This is a genomic window from Nitrosopumilus sp. K4 (assembly GCF_018128925.1).
Taxonomy (GTDB): domain Archaea; phylum Thermoproteota; class Nitrososphaeria; order Nitrososphaerales; family Nitrosopumilaceae; genus HKST03.
On sequence record NZ_CP067007.1, the window covers coordinates 361,807 to 376,303 of the forward strand.

A 14,497-nucleotide genomic window follows, 5' to 3' on the forward strand; every position below is an offset into this window, starting at 1 on the left:
ACTATCTTTGAATTTTTGGACCGCCTTTCCCGCTAATGTCGACCCATTGCCCATCTTCATATCTTTGAAGCGTATTTGTCATTGAATTGTATTGCAAATCTCCCTCATTTGGTTCGATATCTGGTTTTTCAAACACTATTTCTTCATTTAGATTTTTTCCAAACCTGTCTAATGAAAGGGTAAATGATTGACAGAAAAATTTTGTAACTTCTCTAATCTCTATGTTATCTTTTCCTTCAATAAATTGAATTTTGCCCAGAGAATCCACCGCATGAACAAAATATTCGCCTAAACTACACTTGTCATATTCTAATGTCTCAATTAATTTGCCATTTCCTGAATAGATGTCAATTGATATGTTGATTTGCTCTTTTTTTAATGGATTTTTATCATCTAGTGAATCTTTGATAAACTGGTAGAACTCCTTTTTGTCTAGACTGGGTACTGATTCTAAGAGAAAATTTCCCTCGCCTGATACAAATCCTATTCTTGAGAATGAATCGTAGGTTCGAATCTCATATTCGCCCTCTCTTTGCGTATGGACAATTATGGAATTGGCTGCATTGTCAGGGTCAAGTGTGATTCCTCCGTGTGCCTGTAGCATATCTGGATTGATTATCGAAATTCCTGAAAATAATGCTAAACTGGTAGTAACTATGGTTAATGTAAGTAAAACCCATGTTTTCATATCTCTGTTTTTTGCCACGGTTCCCTTATAAAGACTCAGAATTATTTTTTCATTCAGACACAAATGGGGGTAGTTCGATTCAATCGAACTACTTTCCATTCAGGCTCGAAATCCTTGGTTATATTGAAAGTTACCTAACTATCCTATAGAAAATGAATACAACACAAGAACTTACCCTGTTTGACAATGAATCTGAAGTTGAATTGTTCAAACATAAGATTACTCTGGAGAAAATAAAAAATGAATTAATCAATTTTGGCTTGACCTCAAACCAAAGTAAGGTGTTTATCTATCTTGGAAAGTACGGATCGAAGACGGCCTCAGAGATAGCAAAAGCACTCCAATTGCCACGAACTGAGACATATCATCTGGTAAACTCACTCCAAAACATGGGTCTTGTGACTGCAGAACTGTCACATCCTACAAAATACACTTCGTTGGAGATGAAAAAGGCAATTGCGACACTCGTAAAACAAGAACAGCAAAGAATTGAATATCTTGCTGGCAAAGAAGAGTCTTTATCTCAAATGTGGAATGAACTACCATTCTTTGTAGTTGAGACTGATGAGTCAAAATCTGAAAAAATGCAGTTATTGCATGGATTGGCAGCCATCACAAACAAAATCAAAGAGATGGTAGGATCCAGTACTGAAAACATCCGGGTATTTGGAAGCATGGCAGATGTGTTGCGTCTGTATCATTCAGATGTCTTTGATTGGATTGATAATGCTCCAACTGAACTAAAAATGGTCATTTCTCCAATGACAAAAAAGCCTGAATTTGTTTCTGACCTGGATCAGGACAAGATTCGTTCATTGGTATCTGGTTCGGACAAAAAGTGCTTTGTAATTAATGATTCAAAAGAGATACTCATCTTTATGAGAAATGCAAACCATCCAACAAGACAGACCTTCGCATGGTGGTCTGACTCTGAAACCCTAGTCGAAATGATGAGTATGTTATTTGACTTGTCTTGGGAAAAAGGAGAGATGGTATAGTATGAGCGTTATGGCAATACAGGCATTGCATAATGAAGTGGGACAAATTGCAAGACATTCGATTCATGAGGGTCGTGATCACCTAGATAACTTGGAGATTGAGCATTTGATAAAGATGACCGATGATGTCGTAATGAAGATCAAAAAACAATTGGGTGGTTACTGTGACTAAGTCAGAACTTGATAATCTTCTTCAGATGACTGATGCAGTATTTGCAAAAATTAAACAATCTGCAAGTGAAAACTTCTAAACCTTATATTCTCTGATTTTTCTTTTGATTTTTCATTTTATGTGATTCGAACCAATTCTTACACATATTCGAAATACTTGGTTATATTGCAAGTAACCTAACAGATACTGTAGAAAGATGGGCATGGAAAACCAAACAACACATGAAATAATGACAAATGAAGTTTTTGATCTCGAACTGTCAAATCTATTGCAAATAACAGATAATGTATTGATGAAAATCAAGGGTAGTGTTAGAGGGGGATGCTCTTGAAAACCTGTTTGGTCTGTGTAAAACCATTTGTGGTAGGTAAAAAAGACTGTTGCTCTGAGATTTGTTATTTTACTCACCTGCAACGCAAATTAGATCTTGCTTTTGCAAGAGATGACAGTCATACACGTGTGCTTACTACTTAGGTTGGATTCTTTCTTAATTTTTTTTATGATTTTGACAAAATTTCAAAAATTTTGTTTTTTTCATACTTGTATTTATCGTGATTTCTGAGATATTCTTTGATGGCAACAGATACTGATTCTGTGTCTAATGACTCTCTGTTTTTCAGAATTGCCTTGAGCAAATTTTCCTTTGATGATTCAAATTCAAACTTTGCCTGATTTAGATCCACGTAACTTTTTCTTTTTTTAGATTTTAACAATTACTATTGATCAAACACTGGATTGAAATTTTTCAAATCAGACAAAAATCTAGTATTTGTTTTGGGCGACAAGATTTACAATGTCAGTAGATGTGATAATTCCTACGACTTTTCCATTTTCTACTACTACTAACTTTCTAATTTTTGATGCTGACATTGATGCTGCCGCATCAAACACTGATTCATCAGGAGAGATTGTTTTGAGAGGATATGATGCTACATTTTCTACTGGAGTATCTAGCAAAATTCTGTTTGCAGCAGTCAGTATGGCAAAATCTCTATCTGTGATTATACCTGCTGGCACTCCGTCTTTTTTTATTAGGATTGCTCCCACTCCTTGTTCCATCATTTTTGCAATCTGAAACAACGTAGTTGTTGGATCCGCTGAAATGAGTTCTTTTGACATAATTTCCCGTACTGGCGTTTCAGATAATGTCTTTCCTAATCCCACAAAAAACCCTAATTTTTTTAATATTTAAGTTTGAGAATTCATCCAAGTGTGAATGTTATTTTTCAAAAATTTAGTGGACCGGATGGGATTTGAACCCACGACCTTTGCGGGAAAAATTCCTTACGCAGTGTGAGTGCGTCATCCAAACCAAACTAGACGACCGGTCCATCAGATTTACCATGCAAGAAGCTTTTTTGTCTTTAGTTTGTCAAAACACATTTACTCAAATGCATGCTTCCACATTTTTGCCAATTTATTTTGGCATTCGTCACAATTTTCTAGATGTTCATAGAACTTCTTTGTATTTTGCGCATACTGCTTTACCATCCCTTCCTGAATTTTGTCAAAATTAAACATGAACTCATTCAGTTAGTGTGATTTAATAGAATTTCCAAAACTTCAATTTAGCTTTATAATGCCACATCCACACCAAATTTTGATGGAATTATCTTCCAAATTTGATGCAAAATCCATTGAAAATCAGATAAGAGAATACACAAAATCAATTGATGTTGAAAGGCTGATCTTTGATTCAGACAAACCTGAAAAAATTATGTTTATTGAAGGACCTCCTACAATGAATGGTATTCCACATGCAGGTCATCTGAGAGGTAGAGTCATCAAAGACTTATGGTATAGATACAATACATTACAAGGAAAAAAAATTGTTTTTAATGGGGGGTGGGATACTCAAGGACTGCCAGTTGAACTGCAAGCTGAAAAAGAATTGGGAGTTACAGGTGGAAAATCTGAAGTTATTCAAAAAGTAGGAATTGAAAAATTAGTTGCAGAATGCAAAAGTCTTGTAAAAAAATTCAATTCCAAATGGGTTGAAGTTGATAATTTACTTGGAATGTCATTTAATCATGAAAAAGCATACTGGACCTATAGGGATAGTTTCATTGAACGAGAGTGGCAAATTCTTAAAAAAGCCCATGAAAATGGAATCTTGGAAGAAGACTATACTGTCATTGCGTATTGTCCTCACTGTCAAACATCTCTTAGTCATGCAGAAGTTAACCAAGGATATGAAGAAGTAAAAGATCCATCGTTATACTACAAAGTCAAATTACAAGATGAGGATGCATATCTGATTGTTTGGACAACAATGCCTTTTACTTTGGTTACAGATGCAATGGTTGGACTCCAACCTGAAGAAGATTATGTTTATGCAAAAATTGAAAATGAAACCTGGGTTATTGGAAAAACAAGATTTGAAGAATTTTTGCAAGAATTAAAAATTGAAGATTACAAAATTGAAAAAACTGTAAAGGGGTCGGAATTTGAAGGCAAAAAATACATCCATCCTCTTTTAGATTTGATTCCTGGATTAGATGAGTGCTCTAAAGAAAAAAATTTCCATGTTGCAGTTTCAGAAGAATTTGTAGATGCCACTGCCGGTAGCGGATTGGTTCATCTATCTCCTGCAAATGGTGAAGATGACATTGGAATTGCAAATAAACGCAAAGTCAAAGTATTCAATCCCATTAATGATGAGGTCAAATTCACATCTCAGGCAGGAAAGTATGAAGGAATGTTTGTTCGAGATGCTGATAGGCCGATTGTTGAGGACCTTAAAGAGCGAAATGCTTTGGTAAAAATTGGGAAAATCAAGCACAAATATCCCCTGTGTTGGAGGTCACACCATCCAATTGTTTGGCTTGCAAGAAAAGGATGGTTTTACAAACTGGATCGATTAGATGACAAGGCAATTAATGCTGCAGAAAGCGTAGAGTATTTTTTTGATCAACCAAAAAATAGATTCTTGGGAATAATAAAAGAAAAACATCCTTGGTGTATTTCTCGTGAGAGATTTTGGGGCTGCCCATTGCCTGTTTGGATTTGTGACGATTGTGGAAAACAAAATTGGTTCTTTACTAGAAAAGACATTGTAGATAATGCAGTAGAATTACCTGATGGTCCTGATTTTGAGTTACATCGTCCTTGGATTGATAGGATTACAATAAAGTGCAAACATTGCCAAAGTACAAAAACAAAAAGAGAGGAATATGTTCTTGATACGTGGCACAACAGTGGTTCTGCCCCTTACTCTTCACTATCTGATGAAGAATATTCTAAAGAAATTCCAGCTCCGTTTTTTACAGAAGGAATTGATCAAACTAGGGGATGGGCATATACATTACTAATTGAAAATGTAATTTTAAACAACGGTCCAATTCCCCCTTACAAGTCATTTTTGTTTCAAGGACATGTGCTTGATGAAAAAGGTGGCAAGATGAGTAAAAGCCTTGGAAATGTAATTGATGGCGGAGAATTATTGGAGAAATACCCTGTTGACCTTGTAAGATTTTATTTTATTTGGAAGGCAAGTCCTATTGAACCGCTAAGCTTTAGCACTGATGAACTAATGTCAAGACCCTATCAGGTCATCAATACCTTGTTTAATTTGCATCTGTACTTTAAACAAAACAGTGAATACGATAATTTTGATAAAACAAAGTCCCTTGCATGGGCAAAAGAAAATTCCTTGCTGACATCACCTGATATTTGGTTATTGTCAAAACTTCAAAAATTAATCAGAAAAATCTCAGAAAGAAATAATGCGTGCAAATTCCATGAAGCCGCAAAGGCAATTGATGACTATATAATAAATAATCTTAGCCAAATTTACATTCCTATTACTAGGGGGGAACTATGGGATGAGGATGAATCCAAAAAGAATCGAAGACTGGCAATCTATGCAATTCTAAATGAAGTTCTAAAAACACTGGATATTTTGATTCATCCTTTGTGCCCATTTACCAGCGAGTATCTATATTGTTCTGTCTTTGGTATGCAAAAAAGCATCCTTCTTGAAAAATGGCCCAAATATCAGGAATCCTTAGTAAATGAAGAAATTGAAGAATCATTTGACATTATGAAAGATGTAGTGTCTGTTTCTGCTGCTGCAAGAATGAAAGGGAAGTTGAAGAGAAGATGGCCATTAAATGAAGCACTCATCTGCGTTTCAAAAGGACAAAAAGAAAAACTCGAAACTTTGTCTGACTTGCTAATCTCACAACTAAATGTTGAAAAAGTTTCAATAACTGAAATTGAATCTGATTCGGGATTTGAACAATTACGAGAATTACAAAATAATGATTTGCCTGTTACTGCGGTTATTGAGTTGGAAAGAAAGAAAATTGGCCCTAAAGCAAAACAACACATGGGAGAACTTGTCCAAATTTTTTCAGAGACAGATCCTGAAGAAATTTTTGCAACCCTTCAAAAAGAATCAAAATTTGATTTTCAAATTGATGGAAAAACAATCTCGTTGGAACTTGAAGACTTTGTGATTGACTTTGATGCAAAAGAAGGATTTGCAGTTTCAAAAAGGGACAACTATGTTGTGTTTATTTCAACCACTAGGAACAAAGAGATGATGGCAAGAGGACTAATCAAAGACGTTGCAAGACGATTACAAACACTGCGAAAAGAAAGAGGGTATAATCCAACAGATGTTTTAGGTGTTGCATCCATTCTTGATTTGGATGAAGAATCCCTTGAAATGCTAAAAGAAAAATCTCAAGACCTGGCATTTCTTGTCAGAGTAAAACAAGTAAACTTTGAGCAAACTTGCAAGGAATACAAAGACGATGATATTGATGGTCAGAAGATTAGAATTTCCGTAGAATAATTCAAAAACGAGTGCATTGCAATCTTACTTTTTATTTATTCTTTTTTCAAATAAATTTTAAACACCTTTCCAGAGGAGAATGGCTAGGTCCCCAAACGCTATTTTCCCTACTCCTCTGGAAAATTATTCTCATCCTATTATCATAAAATCAGAATAAGCTTTTTATGACAACCAAAAAGTTAGAGCATAATGTCAGATTCTAAACCACATCATGTTGTAGGTGTAGAGTTTCTCAAGCAAAACGGCGTAGACGTTGATGAATTAATTGAAGAATTAAAAAAGAACGCCGCAGTCGAATTTGTGGCATATTATTACTTCACAAATCTCAGATCATTCTGTACAGGAATGGATGGAGAGGGAATCAAAGGAGTAATTGAAGATGCAAGGCTTGAGGATTTGAGTCACTTTGAATCATGCATTGACAGAATCTTCCAACTTGGAGGAGAGTTTCCAAAAGATATTGTAGATTTTTGCAAATCTGCAGGTGCAGATTTCTTACAATCTGATAAGAGCACTACTCTAAATGAGATTTTAGAAAAATGTCTCAAAGCAGAACAAGGTGCTATCATCAATTGGAACAAAGTCTGCCAAATGACTCATGGAAAAGATCCTATGACATATGACATAGCTGCAAGTATTCTTGCAGAGGAAATTGAACATGAATCTTGGTTCTTAGAATTGCTTGACGGAAGACCATCAGGACATATGAGAAGAAGATATTCTGGTGAAAGACCACATACAAGCAAACATTCTAGATCTCTAGATAGTCTCTAGTTCTTTTCTTTCTTATTTTTTTGAGTCAAATTTCCTAATCTAAAATCAACAAATTAGCTAGCTTTTAGCTAAACTGGCATAATAAATAGAAAAAATGCGTATTAGAATTATGGTAAAACAGATCAGCCTTGATTCGTGGCAGATTCAGCATTTGACTGATCTTCTAAAAAAGGGCTCAGATATTGTTACTCGAACTAATAGACCTATTGTGTTGTATAGGCAGACATTAGAAGAAGAAGAAGATTCGTATGAAGAAATTGTATGCACTCTTACCCAAGGATATGTGATTGAACAACTAGTCACATCAGGAGGAGTCTTGGTTCCAAGTTTTCATCAGCAGATTGTTTTTTCAATTGAAGATTTTCCTCAGGAATTATTGAGAAAAAGCCGTGATCGATTTTTGCAGATAATTGATTTTCTTGAAGAACAACTAAACTAACTCATAATTAATAAAGACCGTAATTTTCATGATTTTTGCATGCGATTATTAGAATTTCAGGCAAAAGAATTGTTTAGAGAATATGGTATTAATCTTCTTCCTAGCAAATCTTGTACTACTATTGAAGAAGGACGTGAACGTGCAAAAGAATTAGGGTATCCATTTGTGATAAAAATTCAGGTTCCTGTGGGAGGACGAGGAAAAGCAGGAGGAATCCAGAAATGTCAAAATGATGATGAATTTGAGTTAAAATTCCCTCAAGTTTTGGGGTTAACAATCAAAGGTGAAAAGGCAAGGGCCATTCTTCTTGAGAAAATGGCCGATATCAAAAAAGAACTGTATCTTTCCTTATTTTTGAATCGTTCCAAAAGATGCTACACAATTATCGCATCTGCTGAAGGTGGAGTGGAAATAGAGTCAGTAAAAAACCAAATCATCAAAGAGGTTGGTTTAGGTGACGTATCTGATGAGATTGCCCAAGAAGTTGCAAAAGAAATGGGACTGGAAGGTAAAACTGCAGATGGATTTGTTGATACCTTAAAAAAATTATCAAAACTTACAATTGAAAAAGAAGCCGAATTAGCTGAAATCAATCCACTTGCAATTATGCAAGATGATTCCATTATGGCACTTGATGGAAAATTTGTTACTGATGATAATAGTAACTTTAGACATCCTGAGCTAGAAAAATATCAAGAAAAAACAGAGATTGAAGAAAGAGCAGAAAAAAGTGGATTCTCTTTAGTTGAATTAGATGGTGATATTGCAGTGGTTGGAAATGGTGCGGGACTTGTAATGTCAACACTTGATATGTTATCTGACAATGGTGGAAAGCCTGCATGTTTTCTTGATGTTGGTGGCGGTGCTACAACAGAATCAGTTTATGAGGCATTGACATTGATCAGCAAAATGAATAGAGTAAAAGGAATTTTGGTAAACCTCTATGGAGGAATTGTAAAAACAACAGTGGTTGCAGAAGCGTTTCTAAAAGCATATGAAGACAATTTAATTGATCTTCCTGTATTTTCAAGACTAAAAGGAACAGAATCAGACAAAGCAAAAGAAATGCTTCAAGGTTCAAGAACAAAGATTTTTGATTCAGTTGAAGAGGCAATTAATGCTGCAGTGTTGGGGGTAAAGAAATGATAGATATTTTTGATATTTTAAAGGGAAAACCTGGCGAATCTGATTATGAAAAGAAAGGTGTTGTTGTTCAGGGAATTACTGGCGCATATGGTTCACTTCATGCAAGAAACATGATTTCATATGGAACCAATGTTGTAGCTGGAGTTACTCCTGGAAAGGGTGGTCAGAAGTTTGAAGACAAGGTTCCAATTTACAATACAATGCAAGAAGCAGTTGATGCAACAGGTGCAAAAATCTCGATTATTTTTGTTCCAGCAAAATTCTTCTTGGGTGCAGCAAAAGAAGCATTAGAGGCAGGCATTAAACTCCTTGTTGCAATTCCTGAACATGTTCCTGTAAGAGATACTATGGAGGTTTTGAATTTAGCAAATGAAAAAGGTGCAGTGATTATTGGTCCAAACACTCCTGGAATCATGATTCCTGAACTAATAAAAATTGGAATTATGCCCCCAACACCATTTAAAGCCGGAAAAATTGCTGTATTGTCAAAAAGCGGTACATTACTTTATGAGATTTCTGATGCATTGACGAATGCTGGATTTGGACAATCAATTACCATAGGAATTGGTGGTGATCCGATTAATGGAACAAGAATGATTGATGCATTTGATATGGTGAAAGACATTCCTGATTTAGAAGGAATGGTTGTTGTTGGAGAAATTGGTGGTGATTCTGAAGAAATATTAGCTCAGAGAATTATTGATAGTGGATTTAACAAACCTACTGTTGCATATATTGCTGGAAGGGCAGCACCTAAGGAAAAAAGAATGGGGCATGCAGGTGCAATTGTGATGGGAACTTATGGTTCTGCTGAATCCAAAGTATCCATGTTCAACAAGGCCAACATTCCTGTTGCAAAAAGACCTGCTGAGGTACCTGTACTACTAGCAGGAAAAATGGAAAAATCCGATTAGAATAAAAGAGAGAGATTTAGGAAGTTAGTCAAATGCCAATCACAGACCCAGAAAAAAAACGAATTGCTCAACATGCTAGGCTTGTTATGAGAATTTGCTTTAATTGTGGGTGCAGAAATGACATTGATGCAACAAGATGCAGAAAATGTAGAAATCCCTACTTGAGATTAAAGAACAGAAATCTGGGCGCTAAGAAATAGCATTCTAATAATTCATCAATCTATGTCTGTATTCTGCTATTGCTGATTTTATCAAGGGTTTGAATTCTGAGATGAATTGCTTTACAGCACTTTCATTTTCTAATTCTTCTAAATCTAATTGCATGTCTTCTGGTAATTGTTCATTCATTTGATAAAGAACTTTTGCCGCTTCAATTGACTGTCCCAAGTTTAATGCGTATTCAAAAGCCAATTGCATTCTATCAATAACTGCATCAAATTCTTGTAATGACATGTTTGATTTTTTCCTAAAGAGTGTAAAAGGAGAGGGTTATGATGATATATTTTGAAACATACAATACTTTGGATTATATATTTGAAAAAACTGGTTTTCTTATTGGTTAACATTCTTGTCGTGGGTTCTGGTGGACGAGAACATGCATTATCTTGGAAACTATCTCAAAGCCCAAAGGTTGACAAAGTCTTTACCGCTCCTGGCAATGGTGGAACTAAAAATAACATTCCAATTGATGTTGATGATTTAGATGCTCTTGCTGATTTTGCCCAAAAAAATAATTGTTTCACCGTAGTTGGACCAGAAGCTCCTCTTGCAGCAGGCATAGTGGATAAATTCAATCAACTTGGCTTGAAAATTTTTGGCCCATCGAAAAATGCAGCACAATTAGAATCTAGCAAAATTTGGGCAAAAAATTTCATGAAAAGAAATGAGATTCCTACTGCAAGATTTGAAATTTTTGATGATGCAAAAAAAGCAGAAGATTATGTAAAATCTCTTGATTACAATGTAGTAGTGAAAGCAGATGGCCTTGCTGCTGGAAAAGGAGTTATAGTTTGCAATAGCTCAGACGAGGCAATTTCTGCAATTAACACAATTTTGATAAAAAAAACATTTGGTGATGCAGGAAACAGGATAATTGTTGAAGAACGCATCGATGGCATAGAGGCATCATATATTGCACTTTCTGATGGAAACATTGCAATCCCTATGGCATCTAGTCAGGATCATAAGAGAATTTTTGACAATGACAAGGGTCCAAACACTGGAGGTATGGGTGCATATTCTCCAACGCCAATAGTTGATGACTCTCTTGCAAAAAAAATCCATGAAAAAATTATCAACAAAACCATTGATTCTATGAACAAAGAGGGAATTTCATTTAAAGGGTTTCTCTATGCTGGAATAATGATTAAAGATAATCGACCTTATGTTTTAGAGTATAATGTTAGAATGGGGGATCCTGAGTGCCAACCAATTACTATGCGGATGGACTTTGACTTGTATGATTATTTTCAAGCAAGTGTAGATGGAAATCTTTCATCATTACCTGAACCTTCTTGGAAGAACCAATCTGCAGTCTGTATTGTTCTTGCATCTGAAGGTTATCCTGAATCATACCCAAAAAATGAAGAAATTACTGGATTTGAAAATATTTCTGGGGATGCAATTGTTTTTCATGCCGGTACAAAAAATCAGGACGGTAAAATTCTCTCAAACGGTGGTAGGGTTCTGGGAGTTACCGCATTGGGTGATTCTCTGCAAGATGCAATAACTAATGCATATTCTGCAACTGAAAAAATCTCTTGGCCACACAAATACTGCAGAACTGATATTGGGCAAAAGGGTTTATCTTATCTTTGATGTTTGAATAACTCTATCTTCAGTAACTATCCAATCAACTAAAACATCATGTTTTGATTTTGGGATGTTCTTTACGATTTGTTTTTCTAGAGTTATTGAAATGGTTTCTATTTTATTTTTTGATAGAAACTTGTCATAATACCCGTGACCGTATCCTATTCTCACCCCTATTGGTGAAACCCCTACTGTTGGAACAATTATGATGTCAAGGCTGTTGTTTACTGGACAATCTTCCCGTGGCTCCATTATGTCAAATCTTCCTGTCTCTAGGCTTGAAAAGTTAGTAATCTGTCTAAACTCCATTTCATCCTTGATAACTTTTGGCAAAAATACTTGTTTTCCTTTACTTAACGCTTCTTGCATGATATCTTGAGTTAAAATCTCACTGCCTATTGGATAATAACATCCTATTTTTTGTGCATTTCTAAATGATGCAATTTTTTTTAATTTCTTCTGAATTTGGCTACTTGCAATTTTCATCAAATCAAATGATGTGTTATCTCTTTTCTCTAAGAGAAGATTTCTAAGTGATTTTTTCCCATGATTATCTTCCAATCTGACTAGCTAAGGAGCAAGCAGTTATTGTGTTTTTCAACAGCATGGCTCTTGTCATTGGACCTACTCCACCTGGTACAGGACTTGCAAATGATGCTTTTTGAATGATCTTATCGTAATCTGTATCCCCTACAAGCTTTCCATCCACTTGACTGGTTGCAACATCAATCACAACTGCACCTTCTTTTATCATGTCTGGCGTTAATTCGAATCTTTCTCTGTTCCCTACTGCTGAAACTATGATATCTCCTATCTGACACATTTCTTTGATATTTTTTGTTCTAGAGTGGCATGTGATTACAGTGGCATTTCTTGCAAGCATCAGGTGATACAGAGGTTTTCCTACCAAATTACTTCTGTTAATTATGATGACTGTCTTTCCCTCAACTCCAATTCCGTGAAAATCTAACATCTCCATTACTCCTGATGGAGTACATGCAACAAGTGCTGCCTTTTGCATTGCAAGCAAACCTGAGTTGTGTGGTGTTAAACCGTCCACATCTTTGATTGGCAATATTCTTGTAATTGTTGCAAATTCATCTAATTGTTTTGGCAATGGCAATTGAATCAAAATGCCGTGTACTTTTGGGTCTGCATTTAAATTGTCAATTAATTCATCAATCTCTTTTTGGGTGGTTGTTTGTGGTAACCTCTTGTCTTTTGTTGTTATTCCTACTTCTTCACAATCCCTGTGTTTGAATTTTACATAACTTGCAGAAGCTGGATTATCTCCAACTAACACTGTTGCAAGACATGGTGTAATTCCTTGAGATTTTAATTGCTCTACAGCTCCTTTTACTCTGTCTTTTACTGATTGGGCAATTATCTTCCCATCTATCTTGGTACCTACCATGACAAACATCTGGCATGTAGATATTTAATTCTTGGAAAATCTTGAAAAGAAATTTAACCGCAAGCCTTCAATTCTATTCATGTTTGTAATGATTGCGGACATTAAACTCAAGGAAGGAGCTGAAGAAGACTTTAAAAAATGGTTTTCTGAATCAAACCAAGTTCTCTCAAAATTTCCTGGATTCAAATCTAGAAAATTACTAAAGGCAGTAGATGGTAGTTATAGGATTGTTGTAGAACATGAAAGCAAAGATACTTTCGTTAAAATGCATAATAGTCCTGAACATGAAAAACTTCATCCTCAAGGGCATTCGTTTATGAGTGAACCTCCTCAAAGAAAAACATATGATGTAGCTGCTGAATGAATTGAAACTGGATTTTGATTTAACTTCTTATGTGGAAAAAATCAAAAACAGCAATTCTTATTTTTACACTTTTATCAATCGAAAAAGTTTGGCAGTTGGCATATTGGTTTTGCAACCCGGAGAAGAAGATACTCAAACCCCTCATGAAAGTGATGAAGTTTATTATATCCTATCTGGTGATGGTTTTTTAAAAATTAAAGATAAAGATTACAGAGTTTCAAAAGATAAATTATTTTTTGTTGCAAAAGACATAGAACATTGTTTTCACAGTAATACAAAAGAATTGAAAGTTTTGTATTTTTTTGGAGGTCCTGATTCTTAGGAAATTATTGTTCTTCTGCCTGAAATTTTGATTCTCTTTTCTGCAAATAATTTTACAGCTTCTGGATATGCCTTGTGTTCTTTTGATAAAATTCTTTTTGCCAAAGTCTCTGCAGTGTCATCATTTTTGACTTGAACTATTTTTTGTAAAATAATCGGGCCTGTATCGACTCCTGAATCAACAAAATGCACCGTACATCCAGAAAATTTTGCTCCATACTCAAATGCTTGTTTTTGCGCATCTAATCCTGGAAATGATGGCAATAATGCGGGATGAATATTGATGATTTTGTTTTTGTATTTTTTTACAAACTCCGGACTAATAATTCTCATAAATCCTGCAAGACATACAAGCCCTTTTTCTGGAGTTACGCCGTTTTTAGAAAGAACTGAAACGATTTTTTTATCATAATCCCATCTATTCCCTTTGAATCCTTTACTTTCAATAACTTCGGTTTTAACCCCGAGCTTTTGTGCAATTTTGATTCCTTTGGCGTCTTGTCTATTTGAAATAACAATTGCTGGATTTACTGGAATTTTCCCTCTCTTGATTGATTTTAGAATAGATTCCATGTTGCTCCCGCGACCCGAAATTAAAATTCCTAGATTTAGCAACTAGTCAATAGTAGATCAAACCTGCAATTTATATCAAAT

19 protein-coding genes and 1 tRNA gene are annotated in these 14,497 nt (G+C 35.2%); 11 read left to right on the top strand and 9 right to left on the bottom strand.

What is annotated here, in order from left to right:
- Position 1 precedes the first annotated feature (1 nt).
- Positions 2-706, bottom strand: a complete 705-nt coding sequence (locus tag NsoK4_RS02095) for a hypothetical protein (RefSeq protein ID WP_211687739.1) — start codon at positions 704-706, stop codon at positions 2-4.
- Between the two features lie 134 nt (positions 707-840).
- On the opposite strand from NsoK4_RS02095, the gene NsoK4_RS02100 reads away from it, so the two are divergent.
- Positions 841-1,686 (top strand): TrmB family transcriptional regulator, encoded by an 846-nt coding sequence (locus tag NsoK4_RS02100; protein WP_211687740.1) that lies wholly within the window; start codon positions 841-843, stop codon positions 1,684-1,686.
- A gap of 1 nt (position 1,687) precedes the next feature.
- Positions 1,688-1,858 (top strand): hypothetical protein, encoded by a 171-nt coding sequence (locus NsoK4_RS02105; protein WP_211689076.1) that lies wholly within the window; start codon positions 1,688-1,690, stop codon positions 1,856-1,858.
- 497 nt (positions 1,859-2,355) lie between these two features.
- On the opposite strand, the gene NsoK4_RS02110 is transcribed toward NsoK4_RS02105, so the two are convergent.
- The 4 genes from NsoK4_RS02110 to NsoK4_RS02125 form a co-directional block, all read right to left on the bottom strand.
- On the bottom strand, positions 2,356-2,541 hold the full coding sequence (locus NsoK4_RS02110) for a hypothetical protein (RefSeq protein ID WP_211687741.1): 186 nt from the start codon (positions 2,539-2,541) through the stop codon (positions 2,356-2,358).
- A 79-nt stretch (positions 2,542-2,620) separates the two neighbouring features.
- On the bottom strand, positions 2,621-3,022 hold the full coding sequence (locus NsoK4_RS02115) for a cyclic nucleotide-binding/CBS domain-containing protein (protein WP_249111108.1): 402 nt from the start codon (positions 3,020-3,022) through the stop codon (positions 2,621-2,623).
- 74 nt (positions 3,023-3,096) lie between these two features.
- Positions 3,097-3,189 (bottom strand) — tRNA-Val (locus NsoK4_RS02120).
- A 52-nt stretch (positions 3,190-3,241) separates the two neighbouring features.
- Entirely contained in the window at positions 3,242-3,379 is a 138-nt protein-coding gene (locus NsoK4_RS02125; RefSeq protein WP_211687742.1) for a hypothetical protein, read from the bottom strand.
- Between the two features lie 82 nt (positions 3,380-3,461).
- Between NsoK4_RS02125 and ileS the strand changes: the two genes are divergently transcribed.
- The 6 genes from ileS (at position 3,462) to NsoK4_RS02155 (ending at position 10,132) form a co-directional block, all read left to right on the top strand.
- Entirely contained in the window at positions 3,462-6,659 is a 3,198-nt protein-coding gene (gene ileS, locus NsoK4_RS02130) for an isoleucine--tRNA ligase (protein ID WP_211687743.1), read from the top strand.
- A gap of 189 nt (positions 6,660-6,848) precedes the next feature.
- Positions 6,849-7,433: a ferritin-like domain-containing protein gene (locus NsoK4_RS02135; RefSeq protein ID WP_211687744.1), complete on the top strand. Its 585-nt coding sequence runs from the start codon at positions 6,849-6,851 to the stop codon at positions 7,431-7,433.
- A gap of 109 nt (positions 7,434-7,542) precedes the next feature.
- Positions 7,543-7,872 (top strand): hypothetical protein, encoded by a 330-nt coding sequence (locus NsoK4_RS02140; RefSeq protein ID WP_211687745.1) that lies wholly within the window; start codon positions 7,543-7,545, stop codon positions 7,870-7,872.
- Positions 7,873-7,911: 39 nt separating this feature from the next.
- The gene (locus tag NsoK4_RS02145; protein ID WP_211687746.1) at positions 7,912-9,018 is read left to right on the top strand and encodes a succinate--CoA ligase subunit beta; all 1,107 of its coding nucleotides are present in this window, start codon (positions 7,912-7,914) and stop codon (positions 9,016-9,018) included.
- On the top strand, positions 9,015-9,932 hold the full coding sequence (locus NsoK4_RS02150; RefSeq protein ID WP_211687747.1) for a CoA-binding protein: 918 nt from the start codon (positions 9,015-9,017) through the stop codon (positions 9,930-9,932). The genes NsoK4_RS02145 and NsoK4_RS02150 overlap by 4 nt, the downstream gene beginning before the upstream one ends.
- 86 nt (positions 9,933-10,018) lie before the next feature.
- Complete coding sequence (locus tag NsoK4_RS02155; RefSeq protein WP_249111206.1) at positions 10,019-10,132, top strand: hypothetical protein; 114 nt, start codon at positions 10,019-10,021, stop codon at positions 10,130-10,132.
- Between the two features lie 4 nt (positions 10,133-10,136).
- Here the strand turns inward: NsoK4_RS02155 and NsoK4_RS02160 are convergent, their stop codons facing one another.
- Positions 10,137-10,385 carry a hypothetical protein gene (locus NsoK4_RS02160; RefSeq protein WP_211687749.1) on the bottom strand — a complete coding sequence of 83 codons (249 nt, stop codon included), beginning with the start codon at positions 10,383-10,385 and terminating at the stop codon, positions 10,137-10,139.
- A gap of 102 nt (positions 10,386-10,487) precedes the next feature.
- Between NsoK4_RS02160 and purD the strand changes: the two genes are divergently transcribed.
- On the top strand, positions 10,488-11,750 hold the full coding sequence (gene purD, locus NsoK4_RS02165) for a phosphoribosylamine--glycine ligase (protein ID WP_211687750.1): 1,263 nt from the start codon (positions 10,488-10,490) through the stop codon (positions 11,748-11,750).
- On the opposite strand, the gene NsoK4_RS02170 is transcribed toward purD, so the two are convergent.
- Positions 11,736-12,305, bottom strand: coding sequence for a 5-formyltetrahydrofolate cyclo-ligase (locus NsoK4_RS02170; protein WP_211687751.1), 570 nt, complete (start codon positions 12,303-12,305; stop codon positions 11,736-11,738). The two genes, purD and NsoK4_RS02170, sit on opposite strands and share 15 nt — an antisense overlap.
- A complete protein-coding gene (locus tag NsoK4_RS02175; RefSeq protein WP_211687752.1) occupies positions 12,295-13,158 on the bottom strand; it encodes a bifunctional 5,10-methylenetetrahydrofolate dehydrogenase/5,10-methenyltetrahydrofolate cyclohydrolase in 864 nt (287 codons plus the stop codon). The genes NsoK4_RS02170 and NsoK4_RS02175 overlap by 11 nt, the downstream gene beginning before the upstream one ends.
- Positions 13,159-13,237: 79 nt before the next feature.
- Between NsoK4_RS02175 and NsoK4_RS02180 the strand changes: the two genes are divergently transcribed.
- Together NsoK4_RS02180 and NsoK4_RS02185 are read left to right on the top strand one after the other, a co-directional pair.
- The gene (locus NsoK4_RS02180) at positions 13,238-13,522 is read left to right on the top strand and encodes an antibiotic biosynthesis monooxygenase (RefSeq protein WP_211687753.1); all 285 of its coding nucleotides are present in this window, start codon (positions 13,238-13,240) and stop codon (positions 13,520-13,522) included.
- Between the two features lies 1 nt (position 13,523).
- Positions 13,524-13,844: a cupin domain-containing protein gene (locus NsoK4_RS02185; protein ID WP_211687754.1), complete on the top strand. Its 321-nt coding sequence runs from the start codon at positions 13,524-13,526 to the stop codon at positions 13,842-13,844.
- On the opposite strand, the gene purN is transcribed toward NsoK4_RS02185, so the two are convergent.
- Entirely contained in the window at positions 13,841-14,416 is a 576-nt protein-coding gene (purN, locus tag NsoK4_RS02190; protein ID WP_249111109.1) for a phosphoribosylglycinamide formyltransferase, read from the bottom strand. The genes NsoK4_RS02185 and purN overlap by 4 nt on opposite strands.
- Between the last annotated feature and the right edge of the window lie 81 nt (positions 14,417-14,497).

Coding starts and splice junctions, on each gene's coding strand:
- NsoK4_RS02100 (WP_211687740.1), top strand. CDS start 841: ATGAATACAACACAAGAACTTACCCTGTTTGACAATGAATCTGAAGTT.
- NsoK4_RS02105 (WP_211689076.1), top strand. CDS start 1,688: ATGAGCGTTATGGCAATACAGGCATTGCATAATGAAGTGGGACAAATT.
- NsoK4_RS02125 (WP_211687742.1), bottom strand. CDS start 3,379: ATGTTTAATTTTGACAAAATTCAGGAAGGGATGGTAAAGCAGTATGCG.
- ileS (WP_211687743.1), top strand. CDS start 3,462: ATGGAATTATCTTCCAAATTTGATGCAAAATCCATTGAAAATCAGATA.
- NsoK4_RS02135 (WP_211687744.1), top strand. CDS start 6,849: ATGTCAGATTCTAAACCACATCATGTTGTAGGTGTAGAGTTTCTCAAG.
- NsoK4_RS02140 (WP_211687745.1), top strand. CDS start 7,543: ATGGTAAAACAGATCAGCCTTGATTCGTGGCAGATTCAGCATTTGACT.
- NsoK4_RS02145 (WP_211687746.1), top strand. CDS start 7,912: ATGCGATTATTAGAATTTCAGGCAAAAGAATTGTTTAGAGAATATGGT.
- NsoK4_RS02150 (WP_211687747.1), top strand. CDS start 9,015: ATGATAGATATTTTTGATATTTTAAAGGGAAAACCTGGCGAATCTGAT.
- NsoK4_RS02155 (WP_249111206.1), top strand. CDS start 10,019: ATGAGAATTTGCTTTAATTGTGGGTGCAGAAATGACATTGATGCAACA.
- NsoK4_RS02160 (WP_211687749.1), bottom strand. CDS start 10,385: ATGTCATTACAAGAATTTGATGCAGTTATTGATAGAATGCAATTGGCT.
- NsoK4_RS02175 (WP_211687752.1), bottom strand. CDS start 13,158: ATGGTAGGTACCAAGATAGATGGGAAGATAATTGCCCAATCAGTAAAA.
- NsoK4_RS02180 (WP_211687753.1), top strand. CDS start 13,238: ATGTTTGTAATGATTGCGGACATTAAACTCAAGGAAGGAGCTGAAGAA.
- purN (WP_249111109.1), bottom strand. CDS start 14,416: ATGGAATCTATTCTAAAATCAATCAAGAGAGGGAAAATTCCAGTAAAT.